The sequence below is a fragment of the Streptomyces sp. NBC_00554 genome, from assembly GCF_041431135.1.
Taxonomy (GTDB): Bacteria; Actinomycetota; Actinomycetes; order Streptomycetales; family Streptomycetaceae; genus Streptomyces.
On the sequence record NZ_CP107799.1, the window covers coordinates 5,590,063 to 5,604,978 of the forward strand.

Sequence of the window (14,916 nt, forward strand, 5' to 3'; positions counted from 1 at the left end):
TCGTCACTGTCAGTGCCTGGGGGCATGCTGGGGGACATGACTGATCTCGGGGCACTGCGGGCGGGGTTGCGGAAGGCCGTGCGCGGCGAGGTCGCCTTCGACGCGACCGCGCGGGCGCTGAACACCATGGACGCCTCCAACTACCGGCGCGTCCCGCTCGGCGTCGTGTCCCCGCGCGACGCCGACGACGTGGCGGCCGCCCTCTCCGTGTGCCGCGAGCACGGTGTGCCGGTCGTGCCGCGCGGCGGCGGCACCTCGATCGCCGGGCAGGCGACGGGGACAGGGGTCGTGCTGGACTTCACGCGTCACATGAACCGGATCGTGTCGCTCGACCCCGGAGCGCGTACGGCTGTGGTGCAGCCCGGTGTCGTACTGGACCGTCTCCAGGACGCCGCCGCCCCGCACGGCCTGCGCTTCGGCCCTGACCCCTCGACCCACAGCCGCTGCACCCTCGGCGGGATGATCGGCAACAACTCCTGCGGCTCGCACTCGGTCGCCTGGGGTACGACGGCGGACAGCGTGCGGGAGCTGTCGGTGGTCACGGGTGATGGGGCCGCCGTGCGGCTGGGGCAGGACTGGGCGGGCGCCCCTGACGGTCTCCGGACCCTGGTGGAAGGCGAGTTGGCGCGTCTGCGGACCGGCTTCCCCGATCTTCCCCGCCGTATTTCCGGCTACGCGCTGGATGCCCTCCTGCCCGAGAAGGGCGCGGATGTCGCCCGGTCGTTCTGCGGCTCCGAGGGCACGTTGGGGGTGCTGACCGAGGCGGTCGTACGACTGGTCGAGGCGCCCCGCGCGCGGGCGCTGGCCGTGCTGGCGTACCCGGACGAGAGCGCCGCGGCGGAGGCGGCCGCCGGGCTGCTGCCGCACGGGCCGCTGACGGTGGAGGGGATGGCCGCCGATCTCGTACGCGCCGACGCAGGGCTGCCGCGGGGCGGGGCCTGGCTCTTCGTGGAGACCGGCGGAGCGGACGCGGGGGAGGCACGCGCGCGTGCCGACGCGATCGTGCGGGCCGCCGACGTCGTCGACTCCCTCGTGGTCACCGACCCGGCCGGGATGCGCGCGCTGTGGCGGCTGCGCGAGGACGCCAGCGGTACGGCGACGCGGATGCCGGACGGCAGCGAGGCCTGGCCCGGCTGGGAGGACTGCGCGGTGCCGCCGGCCCGGCTCGGGCCGTATCTCCGTGACTTCCGGACCCTGTTGACGGCCCACGGGCTGCGCGGCACACCGTACGGGCACTTCGGCGACGGCTGCATCCACGTGCGCATCGACTTCGACCTGATGACCGGTGACGGGATCGGTCGGTTCCGGCGCTTCTCGGAAGAGCTCGCGGAGGTCGTCGTGTCCCACGGGGGGTCCCTGTCCGGCGAGCACGGGGACGGGCAGGCGCGGGCGGAGCTTCTGCCGAAGATGTACGGCGACGAGATGGTCGCTCTCTTCGAGCGGGTCAAGGGCATCTGGGACCCGGACGACCTGCTCAACCCCGGGATGCTGGTGCGGCCGCATCGGCTGGACGAGAACCTGCGGTTCGCGGTGTTGCCGAGGGAGCCGGTGGATGTGGCCTTTGGGTATCCGGCGGACGGTTGGGACTTCTCGGCGGCTGTGCGGAGGTGTGTGGGGGTTGCCAAGTGTCGTACGCCTGTCGGGGGTTCGGGGGCTTCAGGGGATGTCATGTGTCCGTCGTTCCGGGTGACCGGTGAGGAGGAGCACTCCACTCGGGGGCGGGCGCGGTTGCTGCACGAGATGCTCGCGGGTGAGGTGGTGACCGACGGGTGGCGGTCTACGGAGGTCCGTGATGCGTTGGACCTCTGCCTCTCCTGCAAGGGGTGCCGGTCCGACTGTCCGGTCGGCGTCGACATGGCCACGTACAAGGCGGAGTTCCTTCACCATCACTACGAAGGGCGGCGGCGGCCGGCTGCCCACTACGCCATGGGGTGGCTGCCGCTGTGGCTCGGGCTTGTCGCCCGGACGCGCACGGCGCGGGTCGTCAACTACCTCGCTTCCGTGCGGCCGTTGGCGGCGGTGGCCAAGAGGCTGGGCGGGATCGCGCCCGAGCGGGGGATTCCGACGGTGGCTCGGGAGACCTTCAGTCGGTGGTGGTCGCGGAGGTTTCGGGCTCGGGTGCGGGGGTTTGTGCGGGATCGGAAGCGGGGGGTTCGGAGGCCGTTTCCGGGGTTCGGGGCCGGGGCCGGCTCTGGTGGAGAGGTCGTCGTCCTGTGGCCGGACACCTTCACCGAGCATCTCTCACCGGCTGTGGGCCGGGCCGCCGTAGACGTCCTGGAGGCGGCGGGGCTGATGGTGCTGCTGCCGCCGACGAAGGTGATGCGGTTCACGCCGGTGGGGGCAGCGCTGTCCAACGGTCCGATCGGGGACGGGGTGACGAACGGGCCCATCGGGTTCGGTGCGTTTCTGCCGCGGCGCCGTCGCCGTGTTTGCTGCGGGCTGACGTACGTCTCGACGGGCCAGCTCGACCGTGCGCGCACCGTGATGCGGCGCACGCTCGACCTTATGGAGCCCTACCTGGAGATGGGCACCCCGGTCGTCGTCCTGGAACCGAGCTGTGCCGCTGCCCTTCGTACCGACCTGCCTGAGTTGCTGCACGACGATCCGCGTGCGGCGCGTCTGGCGGCGGCGGTCACGACGTTTGCGGAGGCCCTGGAACGGCACGCTCCGCACTGGACTCCGCCTCGGGTGGACCGGCCGGCCGTCGGCCAGACCCACTGCCACCAGCACGCGGTTCTCGGCGACGGTGCCGACCGCCGCCTGCGCGAGGCGGCCGGCCTGACTGGGGCGCTCGCGGGCGGTTGTTGTGGCCTTGCCGGCAACTTCGGCTTCGAGAAGGGGCATTACGAGGTCTCGGCGGCCTGCGCCGAGGAGCAACTGCTGCCGGCCGTACGGGAGGCCGCGGACGGCGCGGTGGTTCTGGCGGACGGGTTCTCCTGCCGTACGCAGTTGGACCAGTTGGCGGGGAGTCGGGGGCGGCATTTGGCGGAGGTGCTGGCGGAGGGGCTGGAGGGGTGGGACGGGGGCTGATGCCGGGTGGGTGGGTCGGGGGCGTGCCGGTACGTCCGCCCGTCGCCGCCGGATCAGACGTTGGCCGGGCAGGGAAGCGTCCGGTGACGCGGGCGTACGCGACGGGCTTTGGACGTACCGGCACGCCCCCTCCCGCCGGTGGGCCGCTGCGGGGTGTCCGGTGTGGGGCGGGCGAGCGCTGGCCCGTGGGTCAGGTACTGGGCAGTGAGGCGTGGTCGTCCGTTGGCATACTCCGATCATGGACGTGAGCACTGGCGCCGGGGGCACGTGGGCGCTGCGGGTCGCTGAGCCTGCGGATGTTGACGTGATCGCGGAGTTGCGGGCGGCTGTGATGCGGCCGGATCTGGAGAGGCTGGGTCGGTTCGACGAGCGTCGGGTACGGCAGCGGCTGCGGGACTCCTTCTCTGTGCGGTACACGTCGGTCGTCGTGGTCGACGGTGCCTTTGCGGGGTGCGTGACACTGCGACCGGGCGAGGAGGAGGGCGCGGGCGAGGGCGATGGCGAGGGTGCGGGTGCGGGTGATGGTTGTCAGTGGCTGGAGCACTTCTATCTCGACCCCCGGTTCCAGGGGCGTGGGCTTGGGTCGGCGGTTCTGTGCGCTCTGCTGGACCGGGTGGACGCCGAACGCGTGACCGTACGCCTGAACGTGCTGCGCGGTAGTGCTGCCCAGCGTCTCTACCGACGTCATGGTTTCACCGTGGAGACGCAGGACCCGGTCGACGTCTTCATGGTTCGCCCGCCCACCAACACCGAGGAGCCCCACGTATGAGTCTGAGTCTGCGTCCGATCACCCGCGAAGAGCATCTGGCGTTCATCGGGAGCCGTCCGTCCGCGAGCCATATGCAGGTGCCTTCATGGGGTGATGTGAAGCCTGACTGGCGGGCGGAGAGTCTGGGCTGGTTCGAAGAGGGTGGAGGGGACGGGCGGCTTGTCGGGGTGGGGCTGGTGTTGATGCGGCCGTTGCCGAAGGTCAAGCGGTACCTCGCCTATCTGCCCGAGGGGCCTGTCATCGACTGGCACGCCTCGGACCTTGAGCGCTGGCTCGATCCGATGCTGGCTCACCTCAAGACGCGGGGTGCGTTCTCGGTGAAGATGGGGCCGCCCGTGGTCGTACGCCGGTGGAGTGCGGACGCGGTCAAGGCGGCGATCGCCGATCCGGTGGCGCGGCGGCTGGGTGACGCGGCGGCGACCACGTACGAGCCGAGGGCCTTCGAGCTCGCGGAACGCCTGCGGCGCATGGGCTGGCAGCAGACCGAGCCGGGTGGTGAGGACGGATTCGCGGCCGGGCAGCCGCGGTACGTGTTCCAGGTGCCGTTCGCCGGGCGGTCGCTCGAGGAGATCCACCAGGGCCTCAACCAGCAGTGGCGGCGCAACATCAAGAAGGCCGACAAAGCCGGCGTGAAGGTGGTGCGGGGCGGTTACGACGACCTGCCCGCCTTCTACGAGCTGTACGCGGAGACGGCCGGACGCGACCGTTTCATCCCGCGCCCCCTGCCCTACTTCCAGCGCATGTGGACCGCGCTGACGGCCGAGGACCCGGACCGTATGCGCCTCTACCTCGCCCACCACGACGGGGACATCCTCGCCGCCGCCACCATGCTGACCGTCGGCGGACACGTCTGGTACTCCTACGGCGCCTCCACCAGCCGCAAGCGCGAGGTCCAGCCGAACAACGCCATCCAGTGGCGCATGATGTCCGACGCCCACGAACTGGGCGCCTCCGTCTACGACTTCCGCGGCATCACCGACACCCTTGACGAGACCAACCACCTCCTCGGCCTCCTCCGGTTCAAGGTCGGCGCGGGCGGCGAGGCCGCCGAGTACCTCGGCGAGTGGGACTTCCCCCTCAATCGCGTCCTCCACAAGGCGCTGGATCTGTACATGGCCCGCCGCGGGTGACCCATCGCCGCCGAGGGTGAGCCATCGCACCCGTCACGCCCTGAGGTAAGTGGTAAAAGAGGTTCACAGCCCTGACGTAGTCCATTACCCTGGACTGGAAAGTGCAGCAGGATAGACGAATATCAGCGAACCTCGACTTGAACTTCCTGGACGGAACCCGTGAACCTCCCCAGCGCCGCTGACGTGGCCACGACGGCGACCGAACCCGCGGTCGCCACAGCCGCAGCCGCTTCCACGGAAGGTTCCGGGCGATGGGGCGCCCTCGGCCCGCTGGGGCTGGTCCTCGCCGGGGGGATCTCGGTGCAGTTCGGCGGCGCGCTGGCCGTGACGTTGATGCCGCGGGTCGGGGCGCTCGGGGTCGTCGCCCTGCGCCTCGCCGTGGCCGCGATCGTGCTGCTCGCGGTCTGCCGGCCCAAGGTGCGCGGATACTCGCGCGCCGACTGGGGCACCATCGTCGTCTTCGGCATCACGATGGCCGCGATGAACGGGCTGTTCTACCAGTCGGTCGACCGCATCCCGCTGGGCACCGCCGTCACCCTCGAGGTGCTCGGCCCGCTCGCGCTCTCCGTCCTCGCCTCCCGCCGCGCCGTGAACCTGGTCTGGGCAGGCCTCGCCCTCGGCGGCGTCTTCCTGCTCGGCGGCGGAGGCTTCAGCAGCCTCGACCCCGTCGGTGTCGCCTTCGCCCTGTCGGCGGGCGCCATGTGGGCCACGTACATCGTCTTCAGCGCTCGTACGGGTCGACGCTTCCCCCAGGCCGACGGCCTCGCGCTCGCCATGGTGGTCGCGGCGGTGGTGTTCCTGCCGCTGGGGATCGTGGAGTCGGGCTCGAAGCTCCTGGTCCCCACGACGATCGCCCTGGGCGCAGCCGTCGCCGTACTCTCCTCCGTCCTCCCCTACACCCTCGAACTCCTCGCCCTGCGCCGCCTCCCCGCCTCCACCTTCGCCATCCTCATGAGCCTCGAACCGGCCATCGCCGCGACCGCCGGCTTCCTCGTCCTCAACCAGGCCCTGTCCCTCACGGAGGCCTCCGCGATCGCCCTCGTCATCGCGGCGAGCATGGGCGCGGTGCGGACCCAGGTGGGGCGGGGGAAGGCGAAGGGGCTTGGCGCCGACTAGCGCCATTGCCCCTAGTCCGTGGCTGCGGGTTCCGGCAGGGCGCCGCCCGGGCGCGTGCCGGGGGCGGCCGGCTGTCGTTCGTCGTGCCTGCTCAGTGCCGCGAGGGTCAGGGTCACGGTGACCGATGCGGCTGCCATCAGCGTCATCGCCGTGGCCGGGGACGTCAGTTGGGCCAGTGTGCCCGCGATGACGGCACCGACGCCCTGCAGGGCGGCCATGCCGGTGGCGTGCAGGCCGAGGGCCTGGCCCGTTAGGTCGTCGGGGGTGAGGGACATCAGGCGTTCCTGCAGGACCAGGCTCGCGGCGAAGCCGACGGAGGCGACGGTGACGGCCACGGCCGACAGCGCCACTCCCGGGCGGAGGAAGAAGAACAGGTAGGGGGCCGCGAGGAGCAGGCGCAGCGGGGTCGCGAGACGGGGGCGCAGCGCGGGCGGTACCAGGCGGCCCACCGCCATGTCGCCCACGAACATGCCCAGCGCCCCGCACGCGTACAGCGTGCCGGCGGCTCCGGGGTCGTAGGAGACGTAGAGCGAATCGCTGCCGACGATCAGGCCGTTGGGGACCCACAGGCCCAGGTACGTCAGGCGGCGGGAGCGTGAGGACCACAGGAGGGCGTTGGTCCGCCAGGTCGCCGAGATGGACGGGCGGCCCGCGGAGCGTGGCGGGCGTGCGGTGAGGCCCAGGCGGGTGGCGAGGGCCGAGACCAGGTACAGCGCCGCTGCGAGGAGCAGGCAGGTGCGTGGGGAAAGGAGCGCCAGCAGTGCGCCGCCCGTCGCGAAACCGGCCATCTGCGTCAGGCCCCAGAGCATGTTGTACACCGAACGCCCCAGGACATAGCCGTCCTTGGACAGGACCTCGTTCAGCAGTCCACCGCGCACTCCGCCGCCCAGCGACGCGACCAGGCCCTGTAGGAGTACGACGGCGAAGACCGCCCAGATGGGCAGGCCGGGCAGTGCGAGGACCGCCGTGCCGGCCGCGAAGGCGAGGGCGAGGGCGGACAGGACCGCGCGCGGGGGCAGGCGGTCGGCGCCAGAGAGCAGGAACGCGCCCCCCAGCAACTGCGCCAGCTGCGGGCCGAACATGCTCACCGCCGACAGGAACGGGGAGCCGGTGGCCCGGAAGACCAGCGTGCCGAGGGCCAGGCCACCGATCGTCTGGGCGGCGGCGAAAGCACCGAAGGAGAACAGGAACGGGGTGAACTCCGGGGTGCGGAACAGGGTTCGGTAGCTGCGCATGCGCCGAAGTCTCGGGGCGGCAGGGGGACCGTGTTGACTGTTTCGCCGACCCGCGAAAGGTCGTACGCGCAGCCTCGTCTTTGAGGGGCGCGGGGAACTGCGCGACAAGCCCCCACCGGCCCGCACCCGACGACCGGCCGTCGTACGCATGAGCTTGAGCAAGGTCATCCGCATGGCCTTAGGGTCGTGCGCATGGGCCTGTGGCAGATCAACACCGACACCCTCGCCCACAGCCGGTTCGTCCTCTCGCCGTTCGCCGAGACCTTCGCGAGCCTGAAACTGCTGCACGCGGGGACCGGTGCCCATCCGGGCGAGGAGGCCTGGCTGCGCGCGCATCTGCCCGGCTATCGCGCGCGCCTCGCGGCCGACCCGGTGGCCGAGTTGCTCGTGCGGGCGGCGATCGGCACGTCCTGGATCGCCGACTTCTTCTGCCCCACCTCGTGCGTCGGGGAGAGCTTCGAGGAGACCGTGGCCCGGGTACGGGCGGCCGGGCCCGGAGAGGCGCGCGCCAACCTCCGCGTGTCCCTCAAGGGTCCGCTCCCCGCCGCCCTGGAGCGGGACGACCTGCCCGAGCGGGCGACCGCGCTCCTGACGTACGTCTGGGAGGAGACCGTACGGCCGTACTGGCAGCGTCGGCGGCGCGTCCTGGAGGCCGACATGGTCGCGCGGACCGCGCGGGTGAGCCAGGGAGGCTGGGCGGCCGTGCTCGACTCGCTGAAGCCGGGCACGCGGTGGCTCGGCGAGAGCCGGTTCCAGGTCAACGTGAACGCGTATCCGCCACGGGAGATCGCCGCCGGGGCCGAGCTGCTGTTCATGCCGGTCACGCCGAGGACCAGTTGGGTGTCGTGGGAGGGGCGGGAGCGGTACGCCGTCGTCTACCCGTGCCTCGGGGTACTCGCCGAGGACCACGACCGGCGGCCCGTCCCCGCCGGGCTCGGGGCACTCATCGGAACCGCGCGGGCCGGATTGCTGGCGCTGCTCACAACTCCCATGAGTACGACCCAACTGGTCGCCGTGACTGGGCAGGGACTGGGGTCGGTGGGCAGGCATCTGCGGGTACTGCTGCACGCGGGCCTGGTGGAGCGGCGGCGGGCCGGGCAGTCGGTGCTGTACGTGCGGACGGCGGCCGGGGATGTCCTGGTGGAGGCGTCGGGCGCGGACACCGGTGACCGGGAGTCGGAAGCGGGGATCCCCCCGTCTTGAGCCGGCGGCGCCTCGACACGACCGACGTCAGCCGGAGAGACCCTCCACGCGTGCGCCCAGAGCGGCGCCGTATCGGGAGTACTCCTTCGTGAGCTCGCCGAGTGTCGGGATGAGTTCGGCAGCGGCGGTGCCGAAGAACTCCTCGGATTCTGTGAACTCGGTGGTGCCGTCCGGCTGTGGGGCGAGCACGAACGAGTGCCTGCCGAGGATCGCGTCGAGCGATCCGCCCTCCCAGACCAGCCGACAGGGGGCCTCCACCTCCACGATCCTCATCGTGACGGCCTGCTCAGCGGTGTCGCCGCCCGAGACGCGGCCCGGGATTTCCGCCCCGACCACAACCTGTTCGGGCCTCGCGTCGAGGGACAGAACCGGGTGCCACTGCGCGTATTGGTCGAACGCCAGGAGCACGCGCCACACGTCCTCCACCGAAGCGGAGATCCTGGTTACTGCGGTGACGACAGGGGCGACAGGGGTATCAGGGGTATCAGGGGCGTCAGGGGTTTCCTTCACGGTCGGCTCCTTCCGGTGTCCTCGGTTGTCTCCGGTGTCCGTTCCGGCGTTCACGGCACCAGCACGATCCGGCCCCGCTGTCCGCCCCGGGCGAGCTGGGCATGGGCTTCGGCCGCCTGCGACAGGGGGTAGATCTGCGCCACGCGCGGCGTCAGCACGCCGACCTCGGCGAGCGCTGAGAGGTACGAGAGACGGGTCGCGTCGGGACCGGCGAAGGTGTTGCGTACGACCACGCCCCGCTCCGGCGTCGGCAGCACGTCCACCCGCACGCTCACGAAGATGCCGCCGTCACGGACAGCGGCCAGCGCGGGGGCGCCCAGGGCCGCCGCGTCGAGCACGCCGTCCACGCCCCCCGGCACCAACCGGCGTACCGCCCCGCTCAGTTCCTCGTCGCGCGACACGAACCAGGTGGCGCCACGATCGCGGAGGAACTCCTCGTCCTCGGGCCGCCCCTGCGCGACGATCCGCACGCCCCGCGTCCGGGCCAGCTCGACGGCGTAGCCGCCGACGGCACCGGCGGCGCCCGTGACGAGCAGGGTGTCGCGGGGGCGCAGCGGGAGGTGGTCCAGGGCCAGGGAGGCGGTCATCGCGTTGAGCGGGATCGTCGCCGCGAGCGTCGGGTCCATGCCCTCCGGGGCGGGGGCGAGGGAGTTGAGGTCGGTCACGAGGTATTCGGCCTGGGCCTTCGTTGGGCGCAGTACGGGGGCGTGGAACACGATCACCGGCGTTCCGACCTCGAGGAGGACACCCGGGCCGACCGCGTCGATCGTTCCGGCGGCGTCCAGACCCAGACCGATGTACTCGACCTCCAACGGCCCGAAGAACCCGCCCCACACAGCGGCGTCGGCGGGATTGAGCCCGGCGGCCTCGACCTTGACGCGGACCTCGAAGGGACCCGGTTCCGGCAGGGGGACCTCCAGGACCTCGACAGCCTCGGGTCCACCGATCTTCTTGACGACTGCTGCACGCATGATCTTCACTCTTCCCTTTGCAAATCCGAACGCTGTGTACGCTACGAACGCTAGGGGAGTTACGATCGATTCGTAAGTAGGCACTTTTAAGTTCGTTACACCCCTGCCGGGGTGGACGGGCGCCACGCCGAACGGGGTGCCCGTTGCCGCTACTGGTCGGTCTTCCGGGTGTCGTAGCGTGCTCGCGCCTCGTCGACCTCGTCGGTCTTGTCGGCGGCCCAGTCGCGTACCTGGGAAAGCAGGCCGTACAGGCCTTGCCCGAGCGGGGTCAGCTCGTAGTCGACACGTACCGGCACGGTCGGGGTGGCCGTCCGTTTCACCATGCCGTCGCGCTCCAGCATGCGCAGGGTCTGGGTGAGCATCTTCTGGCTGACGCCGGGGATCTCCCGGCTGATGTGGCTGTATCGCATCGCATCGCCGTAGGACCCGAGCGTGCACATCGTCAGGCTGACCCACCGGTTGCTGATCGTCGAGAGCAACGCCACCGCGGGACAGTCATGCACGTACGCCTCGTACGTGCCGGGCTCGATCTGGCGCGCCGACTTCTCCGTGGTGGTCATCCGCATCTCCCATCAGGGACGCTACGCACTGAACAGTGCCTACTTACGAATCGATCGTAACTCCCCTGCAGTGCGTGACGTTCGAATTCGCAAAGATCGTTGACTTCGAGGGCTGTGGCTGAGAGTGGCCACCCGTACGCAGCGTGTGGTGCAAATCGACAATGCAAGCACGCTTGCTTGTTTCTGTGGGCGCTGCCATGCTCCGGGACACACACCGTCGTGCCCCGAGGGGAGCGCCATCGTGTTCGACCCGTCGTCCCTGATCGACGATCTGCACCGGGAGAGCGAGGAACTCGACCTGCTGGTGGGGGAGTTGGCGGAGGGTGCCTGGGCCCTTCCGACGTCCGCCGCGGGGTGGAGCATCGCCCACCAGATCGCGCATCTCGCCTGGACCGACCGGGCGGCGCTGCTGGCCCTCACGGACGCGGAGGCGTTCGGGCGGGAGACCGAGAAGGCGTTCGCGTCGCAGGGCTCCCTCGTGGACGAAGGCGCCGAGGAGGGGGCGCGCACGGCGCCCGCGCAGTTGCTCGCGACCTGGCGTGCGGGGCGCTCGGAACTGGAGCGCACGCTGCGCTCCGCGCCCCCCGGCACGCGCATCCCCTGGTACGGGCCGCCCATGTCCGCCGCCTCCATGACCACCGCCCGTCTCATGGAGACCTGGGCTCACGGACAGGACGTGGCCGACGCGTTGGGTGTGATGCGCGCACCTACGGACCGGCTTCAGCATGTGGTGCGCATCGGTGTCCGGACGCGGAACTTCGCCTTCGGGGTACGAGGGCTCAGCGCGCCGAGTGAGGAGTTCCGCGTGGAACTCGTCGGCCCCTCGGGCGAGTTGTGGACGTACGGTCCAGAGGGCGCCGCCCAGCGTGTCACCGGCCCCGCGCTCGACTTCTGCCTGCTGGTCACCCAGCGGGCGAACCGCGCCGACCTCGCTGTACGGGCGGAAGGCCCCGACGCCGACAAGTGGCTGGACATCGCGCAGGCGTTCGCGGGGCCATCGGGGGCCGGGCGCGCGCCGAAGGGGGCCACGCGGTGACCGTCGCGCCGCTCCGCATCGGCAACGCCTCCGGCTTCTACGGCGATCGCTTCGACGCCATGCGCGAGATGCTCACCGGCGGCCCGCTGGACGTCCTCACCGGCGACTACCTCGCCGAGCTGACCATGCTCATCCTGGGCCGGGACCGACTGAAGGACCCCGGGCGCGGATACGCCAAGACCTTCCTGGGCCAGCTGGAGGAGTGCCTCGGCCTCGCGCACGAGCGCGGTGTACGCATCGTCGCGAACGCCGGTGGCCTCAATCCGGCCGGACTCGCCGACGCCGTACGGGAGTTGGCGGACAGGCTCGGCATCCCGGCGCGGGTCGCCCACGTCGAGGGCGACGACCTCACCCGGGACCACCCGAAGAGCCTCGCCGCGCACGCCTACCTCGGCGGCGCCGGAATCGCCGCGTGTCTGCGCGAGGGCGCGGACATCGTCGTCACCGGGCGGGTGACGGACGCGGCGCTGGTCACCGGCCCCGCCGTGGCCCACTTCGGCTGGGCCCCGGACGACTACGACCGGCTCGCGGGCGCCGTGGTCGCCGGGCACGTCCTGGAGTGCGGCACCCAGGCCACCGGCGGCAACTACGCCTTCTTCGCCGAACACGACCTTGCTGTTCTCCGCCACCCCGGCTTCCCGCTCGCCGAACTCCACGAGGACGGCACGAGCGTCATCACCAAGCACGACGGCACCGGCGGCCTCGTCGACATCGGCACGGTCACCGCGCAGCTCCTGTACGAGACCTCGGGCGCCCGGTACGCGGGACCCGACGTCACCGCCCGGCTCGACACCGTCAGGCTGACGCAGGAGGGCCCCGACCGGGTACGGATCAACGGCGTACGCGGCGAGGCCCCGCCCCCGACCCTCAAGGTCGGCCTCAACCGGCTCGGCGGCTTCCGCAACGAGGTCGTGTTCGTGCTGACGGGGCTCGACATCGAGGCGAAGGCCGCGCTGGTCCAAGACCAGATGGAGACAGCGTTCGGCACCGCCAAGTCCCGCCCGGCGGACGTCCGCTGGGACCTCGCCCGCACCGACCACCCCGACGCCCCCACCGAGGAGACCGCGAGCGCGCTGCTCCGGCTCGTCGTCCGGGACCCCGACCAGCACGCGGTGGGGCGGGCGTTCAGCGGCGCCGCGATTGAGCTCGCCCTCGCCAGCTACCCGGGATTCCATGTGATGGCGCCACCTGGAACGGGCGCGCCTTATGGGGTCTTCGAGGATGTGTACGTCCCACATGGCGCCGTGGACCATGTGGCTGTCCTCGAGGGCGGACGCCGTATCCCGCTGGCTCCGGCCGGCGACAGCCTCGTACTGGAGACCCTGGAAGCGCCGCCGCTGCCCGAGCCTCTGCCGACCGGCACGCCCACCCGGCGAGCGCCCCTGGGGCTGGTCGCGGGCGCCCGCAGCGGGGACAAGGGCGGGAACGCGAACGTCGGGGTGTGGGTGCGGACGGACGAAGCATGGCGATGGATCACCCATGAGCTGACAACTGACAGATTTCAGAGTCTGATATCTGAAAGTTGTCATCTGAAAGTTGTCCGTCACCTACTGCCCAACCTCCGCGCCCTCAACTTCGTAGTCGAAGGAATCCTCGGCGAAGGCGTCGCCTCGCAGGCCCGCTTCGACCCCCAGGCCAAGGCCCTCGGCGAATGGCTCCGCTCCCGCCACCTCGACATCCCGGAGACGCTCCTGTGACCGTCATCTCGTCGTCCCTGGACACCAGGAGCCCCGACTACACCGCCAACCGCGAAGCCATGCTCGCCAAGCTCACCGAGCTGGACGCCGAGCACGCCAAGGCCCTCGCGGGCGGCGGCGAGAAGTACGTCGCCCGGCACCGCAAACGCGGCAAGCTGCTCGCCCGGGAACGCATCGAACTGCTCCTGGACCCCGACACACCGTTCCTTGAGCTGTCGCCGCTCGCGGCCTGGGGGAGCGACTACGCGGTCGGTGCCTCGCTGGTCACCGGGATCGGTGTCGTGGAGGGCGTGGAGTGCCTGATCACGGCGAACGACCCGACCGTGCGGGGAGGAGCAAGCAACCCCTGGAGCCTGAAGAAGGCCCTGCGCGCCAATGACATCGCCCTCGCCAACCGGCTGCCCTGCATCAGTCTCGTCGAGTCGGGCGGGGCCGATCTGCCCTCCCAGAAGGAGATCTTCATCCCCGGGGGCGCGATCTTCCGCGACCTCACACGGCTGTCGGCGGCCGGAATCCCGACCGTGGCCGTCGTCTTCGGGAACTCCACCGCAGGGGGCGCGTACATCCCCGGCATGTCCGACCACGTGATCATGGTCAAGGAGCGGGCCAAAGTGTTCCTCGGCGGGCCGCCGCTGGTGAAGATGGCCACCGGGGAGGAGAGCGACGACGAGTCCCTGGGCGGCGCCGAGATGCACGCGCGCGTGTCGGGGCTCGCGGACTACTTCGCCGTCGACGAGCAGGACGCGATCCGGCAGACGCGGCGGGTGGTGGCCCGCCTCAACCACCGCAAGGCGTACGGCGATCCTGGCCCGGCAGCCCCGCCGAAGTACGACGAGGACGAGCTCCTGGGGATCGTCCCGGGCGACCTGAGGCACCCCTTCGACCCGCGCGAGGTCGTCGCCCGCCTCGTCGACGGCTCCGACTTCGACGAGTTCAAGCCGCTCTACGGAACGAGCCTCACCACCGGCTGGGCGACGCTCCACGGCTACCCCGTCGGCGTGCTGGCCAACGCCCAAGGGGTGCTCTTCAGCGCCGAGTCGCAGAAGGCGGCCCAGTTCATCCAGCTGGCCAACCAGCGCGACATCCCGCTCCTCTTCCTGCACAACACCACCGGCTACATGGTCGGCAAGGAGTACGAGCAGGGCGGCATCATCAAGCACGGCGCGATGATGATCAACGCGGTGAGCAACAGCCGCGTACCGCACCTCTCCGTGCTGATGGGCGCCTCCTACGGAGCGGGCCACTACGGCATGTGCGGGCGCGCGTACGACCCGCGCTTCCTCTTCGCCTGGCCCAGCGCCAAGTCCGCCGTCATGGGCCCCCAGCAGCTCGCCGGCGTCCTCTCGATCGTCGCCCGCCAGTCGGCCGCCGCCAAGGGGCAGCCCTACGACGATGACGCCGACGCCGCGCTGCGCGCCATGGTGGAGCAGCAGATCGAGTCCGAGTCCCTGCCGATGTTCCTGTCCGGGCGGCTGTACGACGACGGGGTCATCGACCCGCGCGACACCCGCACCGCGCTCGGCCTGTGCCTGTCCACGATCCATACGGCGCCCTACGAGGGTGCGCGCGGTGGCTTCGGCGTCTTCCGGATGTGAGAGCTGGCTCCCCTTTGCGGCTAAACCGCCGCCGCTCTCGCGGACCCGGTTGCTCGCCGTCGTG

The 14,916-nt window shown here is 71.0% G+C and carries 12 protein-coding genes; 8 read left to right on the forward strand and 4 right to left on the reverse strand.

The annotated features are described in order from the left end of the window. The first annotated feature begins 36 nt into the window (after positions 1-36). From OG266_RS24665 to OG266_RS24680, 4 genes are all read left to right on the forward strand, one after another. Positions 37-3,030, forward strand: a complete 2,994-nt coding sequence (locus OG266_RS24665; protein ID WP_371548464.1) for an FAD-linked oxidase C-terminal domain-containing protein — start codon at positions 37-39, stop codon at positions 3,028-3,030. Positions 3,031-3,268: 238 nt separating this feature from the next. Beyond that, entirely contained in the window at positions 3,269-3,799 is a 531-nt protein-coding gene (locus OG266_RS24670; protein WP_371548467.1) for a GNAT family N-acetyltransferase, read from the forward strand. Beyond that, positions 3,796-4,929: a lipid II:glycine glycyltransferase FemX gene (locus OG266_RS24675; RefSeq protein ID WP_371548469.1), complete on the forward strand. Its 1,134-nt coding sequence runs from the start codon at positions 3,796-3,798 to the stop codon at positions 4,927-4,929. The genes OG266_RS24670 and OG266_RS24675 overlap by 4 nt, the downstream gene beginning before the upstream one ends. A 159-nt stretch (positions 4,930-5,088) precedes the next feature. After that, positions 5,089-6,045 carry a DMT family transporter gene (locus tag OG266_RS24680; protein WP_371548470.1) on the forward strand — a complete coding sequence of 319 codons (957 nt, stop codon included), beginning with the start codon at positions 5,089-5,091 and terminating at the stop codon, positions 6,043-6,045. Between the two features lie 11 nt (positions 6,046-6,056). Here OG266_RS24680 and OG266_RS24685 read toward each other — a convergent pair whose 3' ends face one another. After that, entirely contained in the window at positions 6,057-7,280 is a 1,224-nt protein-coding gene (locus tag OG266_RS24685) for an MFS transporter (protein WP_371548471.1), read from the reverse strand. Positions 7,281-7,472: 192 nt separating this feature from the next. On the opposite strand from OG266_RS24685, the gene OG266_RS24690 reads away from it, so the two are divergent. Then, complete coding sequence (locus OG266_RS24690) at positions 7,473-8,483, forward strand: ArsR/SmtB family transcription factor (protein ID WP_371548473.1); 1,011 nt, start codon at positions 7,473-7,475, stop codon at positions 8,481-8,483. A 27-nt stretch (positions 8,484-8,510) separates the two neighbouring features. Here the strand turns inward: OG266_RS24690 and OG266_RS24695 are convergent, their stop codons facing one another. The 3 genes from OG266_RS24695 to OG266_RS24705 all read right to left on the reverse strand — a co-directional run bounded on the left by OG266_RS24695 (position 8,511) and on the right by OG266_RS24705 (position 10,524). Further along, on the reverse strand, positions 8,511-8,993 hold the full coding sequence (locus OG266_RS24695; RefSeq protein WP_371548475.1) for an SRPBCC domain-containing protein: 483 nt from the start codon (positions 8,991-8,993) through the stop codon (positions 8,511-8,513). A gap of 50 nt (positions 8,994-9,043) precedes the next feature. Continuing rightward, positions 9,044-9,964, reverse strand: a complete 921-nt coding sequence (locus OG266_RS24700; RefSeq protein ID WP_371548476.1) for an NADP-dependent oxidoreductase — start codon at positions 9,962-9,964, stop codon at positions 9,044-9,046. Between the two features lie 149 nt (positions 9,965-10,113). Then, a complete protein-coding gene (locus OG266_RS24705; protein WP_371548478.1) occupies positions 10,114-10,524 on the reverse strand; it encodes a winged helix-turn-helix transcriptional regulator in 411 nt (136 codons plus the stop codon). A gap of 241 nt (positions 10,525-10,765) precedes the next feature. On the opposite strand from OG266_RS24705, the gene OG266_RS24710 reads away from it, so the two are divergent. From OG266_RS24710 to OG266_RS24720, 3 genes are read left to right on the forward strand one after another with little or no spacing between them, the layout of a single operon-like run. Then, positions 10,766-11,560 carry a TIGR03084 family metal-binding protein gene (locus OG266_RS24710; protein ID WP_371548480.1) on the forward strand — a complete coding sequence of 265 codons (795 nt, stop codon included), beginning with the start codon at positions 10,766-10,768 and terminating at the stop codon, positions 11,558-11,560. After that, positions 11,557-13,257, forward strand: coding sequence for an acyclic terpene utilization AtuA family protein (locus OG266_RS24715; RefSeq protein ID WP_371548482.1), 1,701 nt, complete (start codon positions 11,557-11,559; stop codon positions 13,255-13,257). The genes OG266_RS24710 and OG266_RS24715 overlap by 4 nt, the downstream gene beginning before the upstream one ends. Next, entirely contained in the window at positions 13,212-14,852 is a 1,641-nt protein-coding gene (locus OG266_RS24720) for an acyl-CoA carboxylase subunit beta (RefSeq protein WP_371548485.1), read from the forward strand. The genes OG266_RS24715 and OG266_RS24720 overlap by 46 nt, the downstream gene beginning before the upstream one ends. Positions 14,853-14,916 lie beyond the last annotated feature (64 nt).

What these genes read in the sequence shown, in the direction of transcription:
- OG266_RS24685 (WP_371548471.1), bottom strand. Translation starts at nt 7,280, where the DNA reads ATGCGCAGCTACCGAACCCTGTTCCGCACCCCGGAGTTCACCCCGTTC.
- OG266_RS24700 (WP_371548476.1), bottom strand. Translation starts at nt 9,964, where the DNA reads ATGCGTGCAGCAGTCGTCAAGAAGATCGGTGGACCCGAGGCTGTCGAG.
- OG266_RS24720 (WP_371548485.1), top strand. Translation starts at nt 13,212, where the DNA reads ATGGCTCCGCTCCCGCCACCTCGACATCCCGGAGACGCTCCTGTGACC.
- OG266_RS24675 (WP_371548469.1), top strand. Translation starts at nt 3,796, where the DNA reads ATGAGTCTGAGTCTGCGTCCGATCACCCGCGAAGAGCATCTGGCGTTC.
- OG266_RS24670 (WP_371548467.1), top strand. Translation starts at nt 3,269, where the DNA reads ATGGACGTGAGCACTGGCGCCGGGGGCACGTGGGCGCTGCGGGTCGCT.
- OG266_RS24705 (WP_371548478.1), bottom strand. Translation starts at nt 10,524, where the DNA reads ATGACCACCACGGAGAAGTCGGCGCGCCAGATCGAGCCCGGCACGTAC.
- OG266_RS24690 (WP_371548473.1), top strand. Translation starts at nt 7,473, where the DNA reads ATGGGCCTGTGGCAGATCAACACCGACACCCTCGCCCACAGCCGGTTC.
- OG266_RS24665 (WP_371548464.1), top strand. Translation starts at nt 37, where the DNA reads ATGACTGATCTCGGGGCACTGCGGGCGGGGTTGCGGAAGGCCGTGCGC.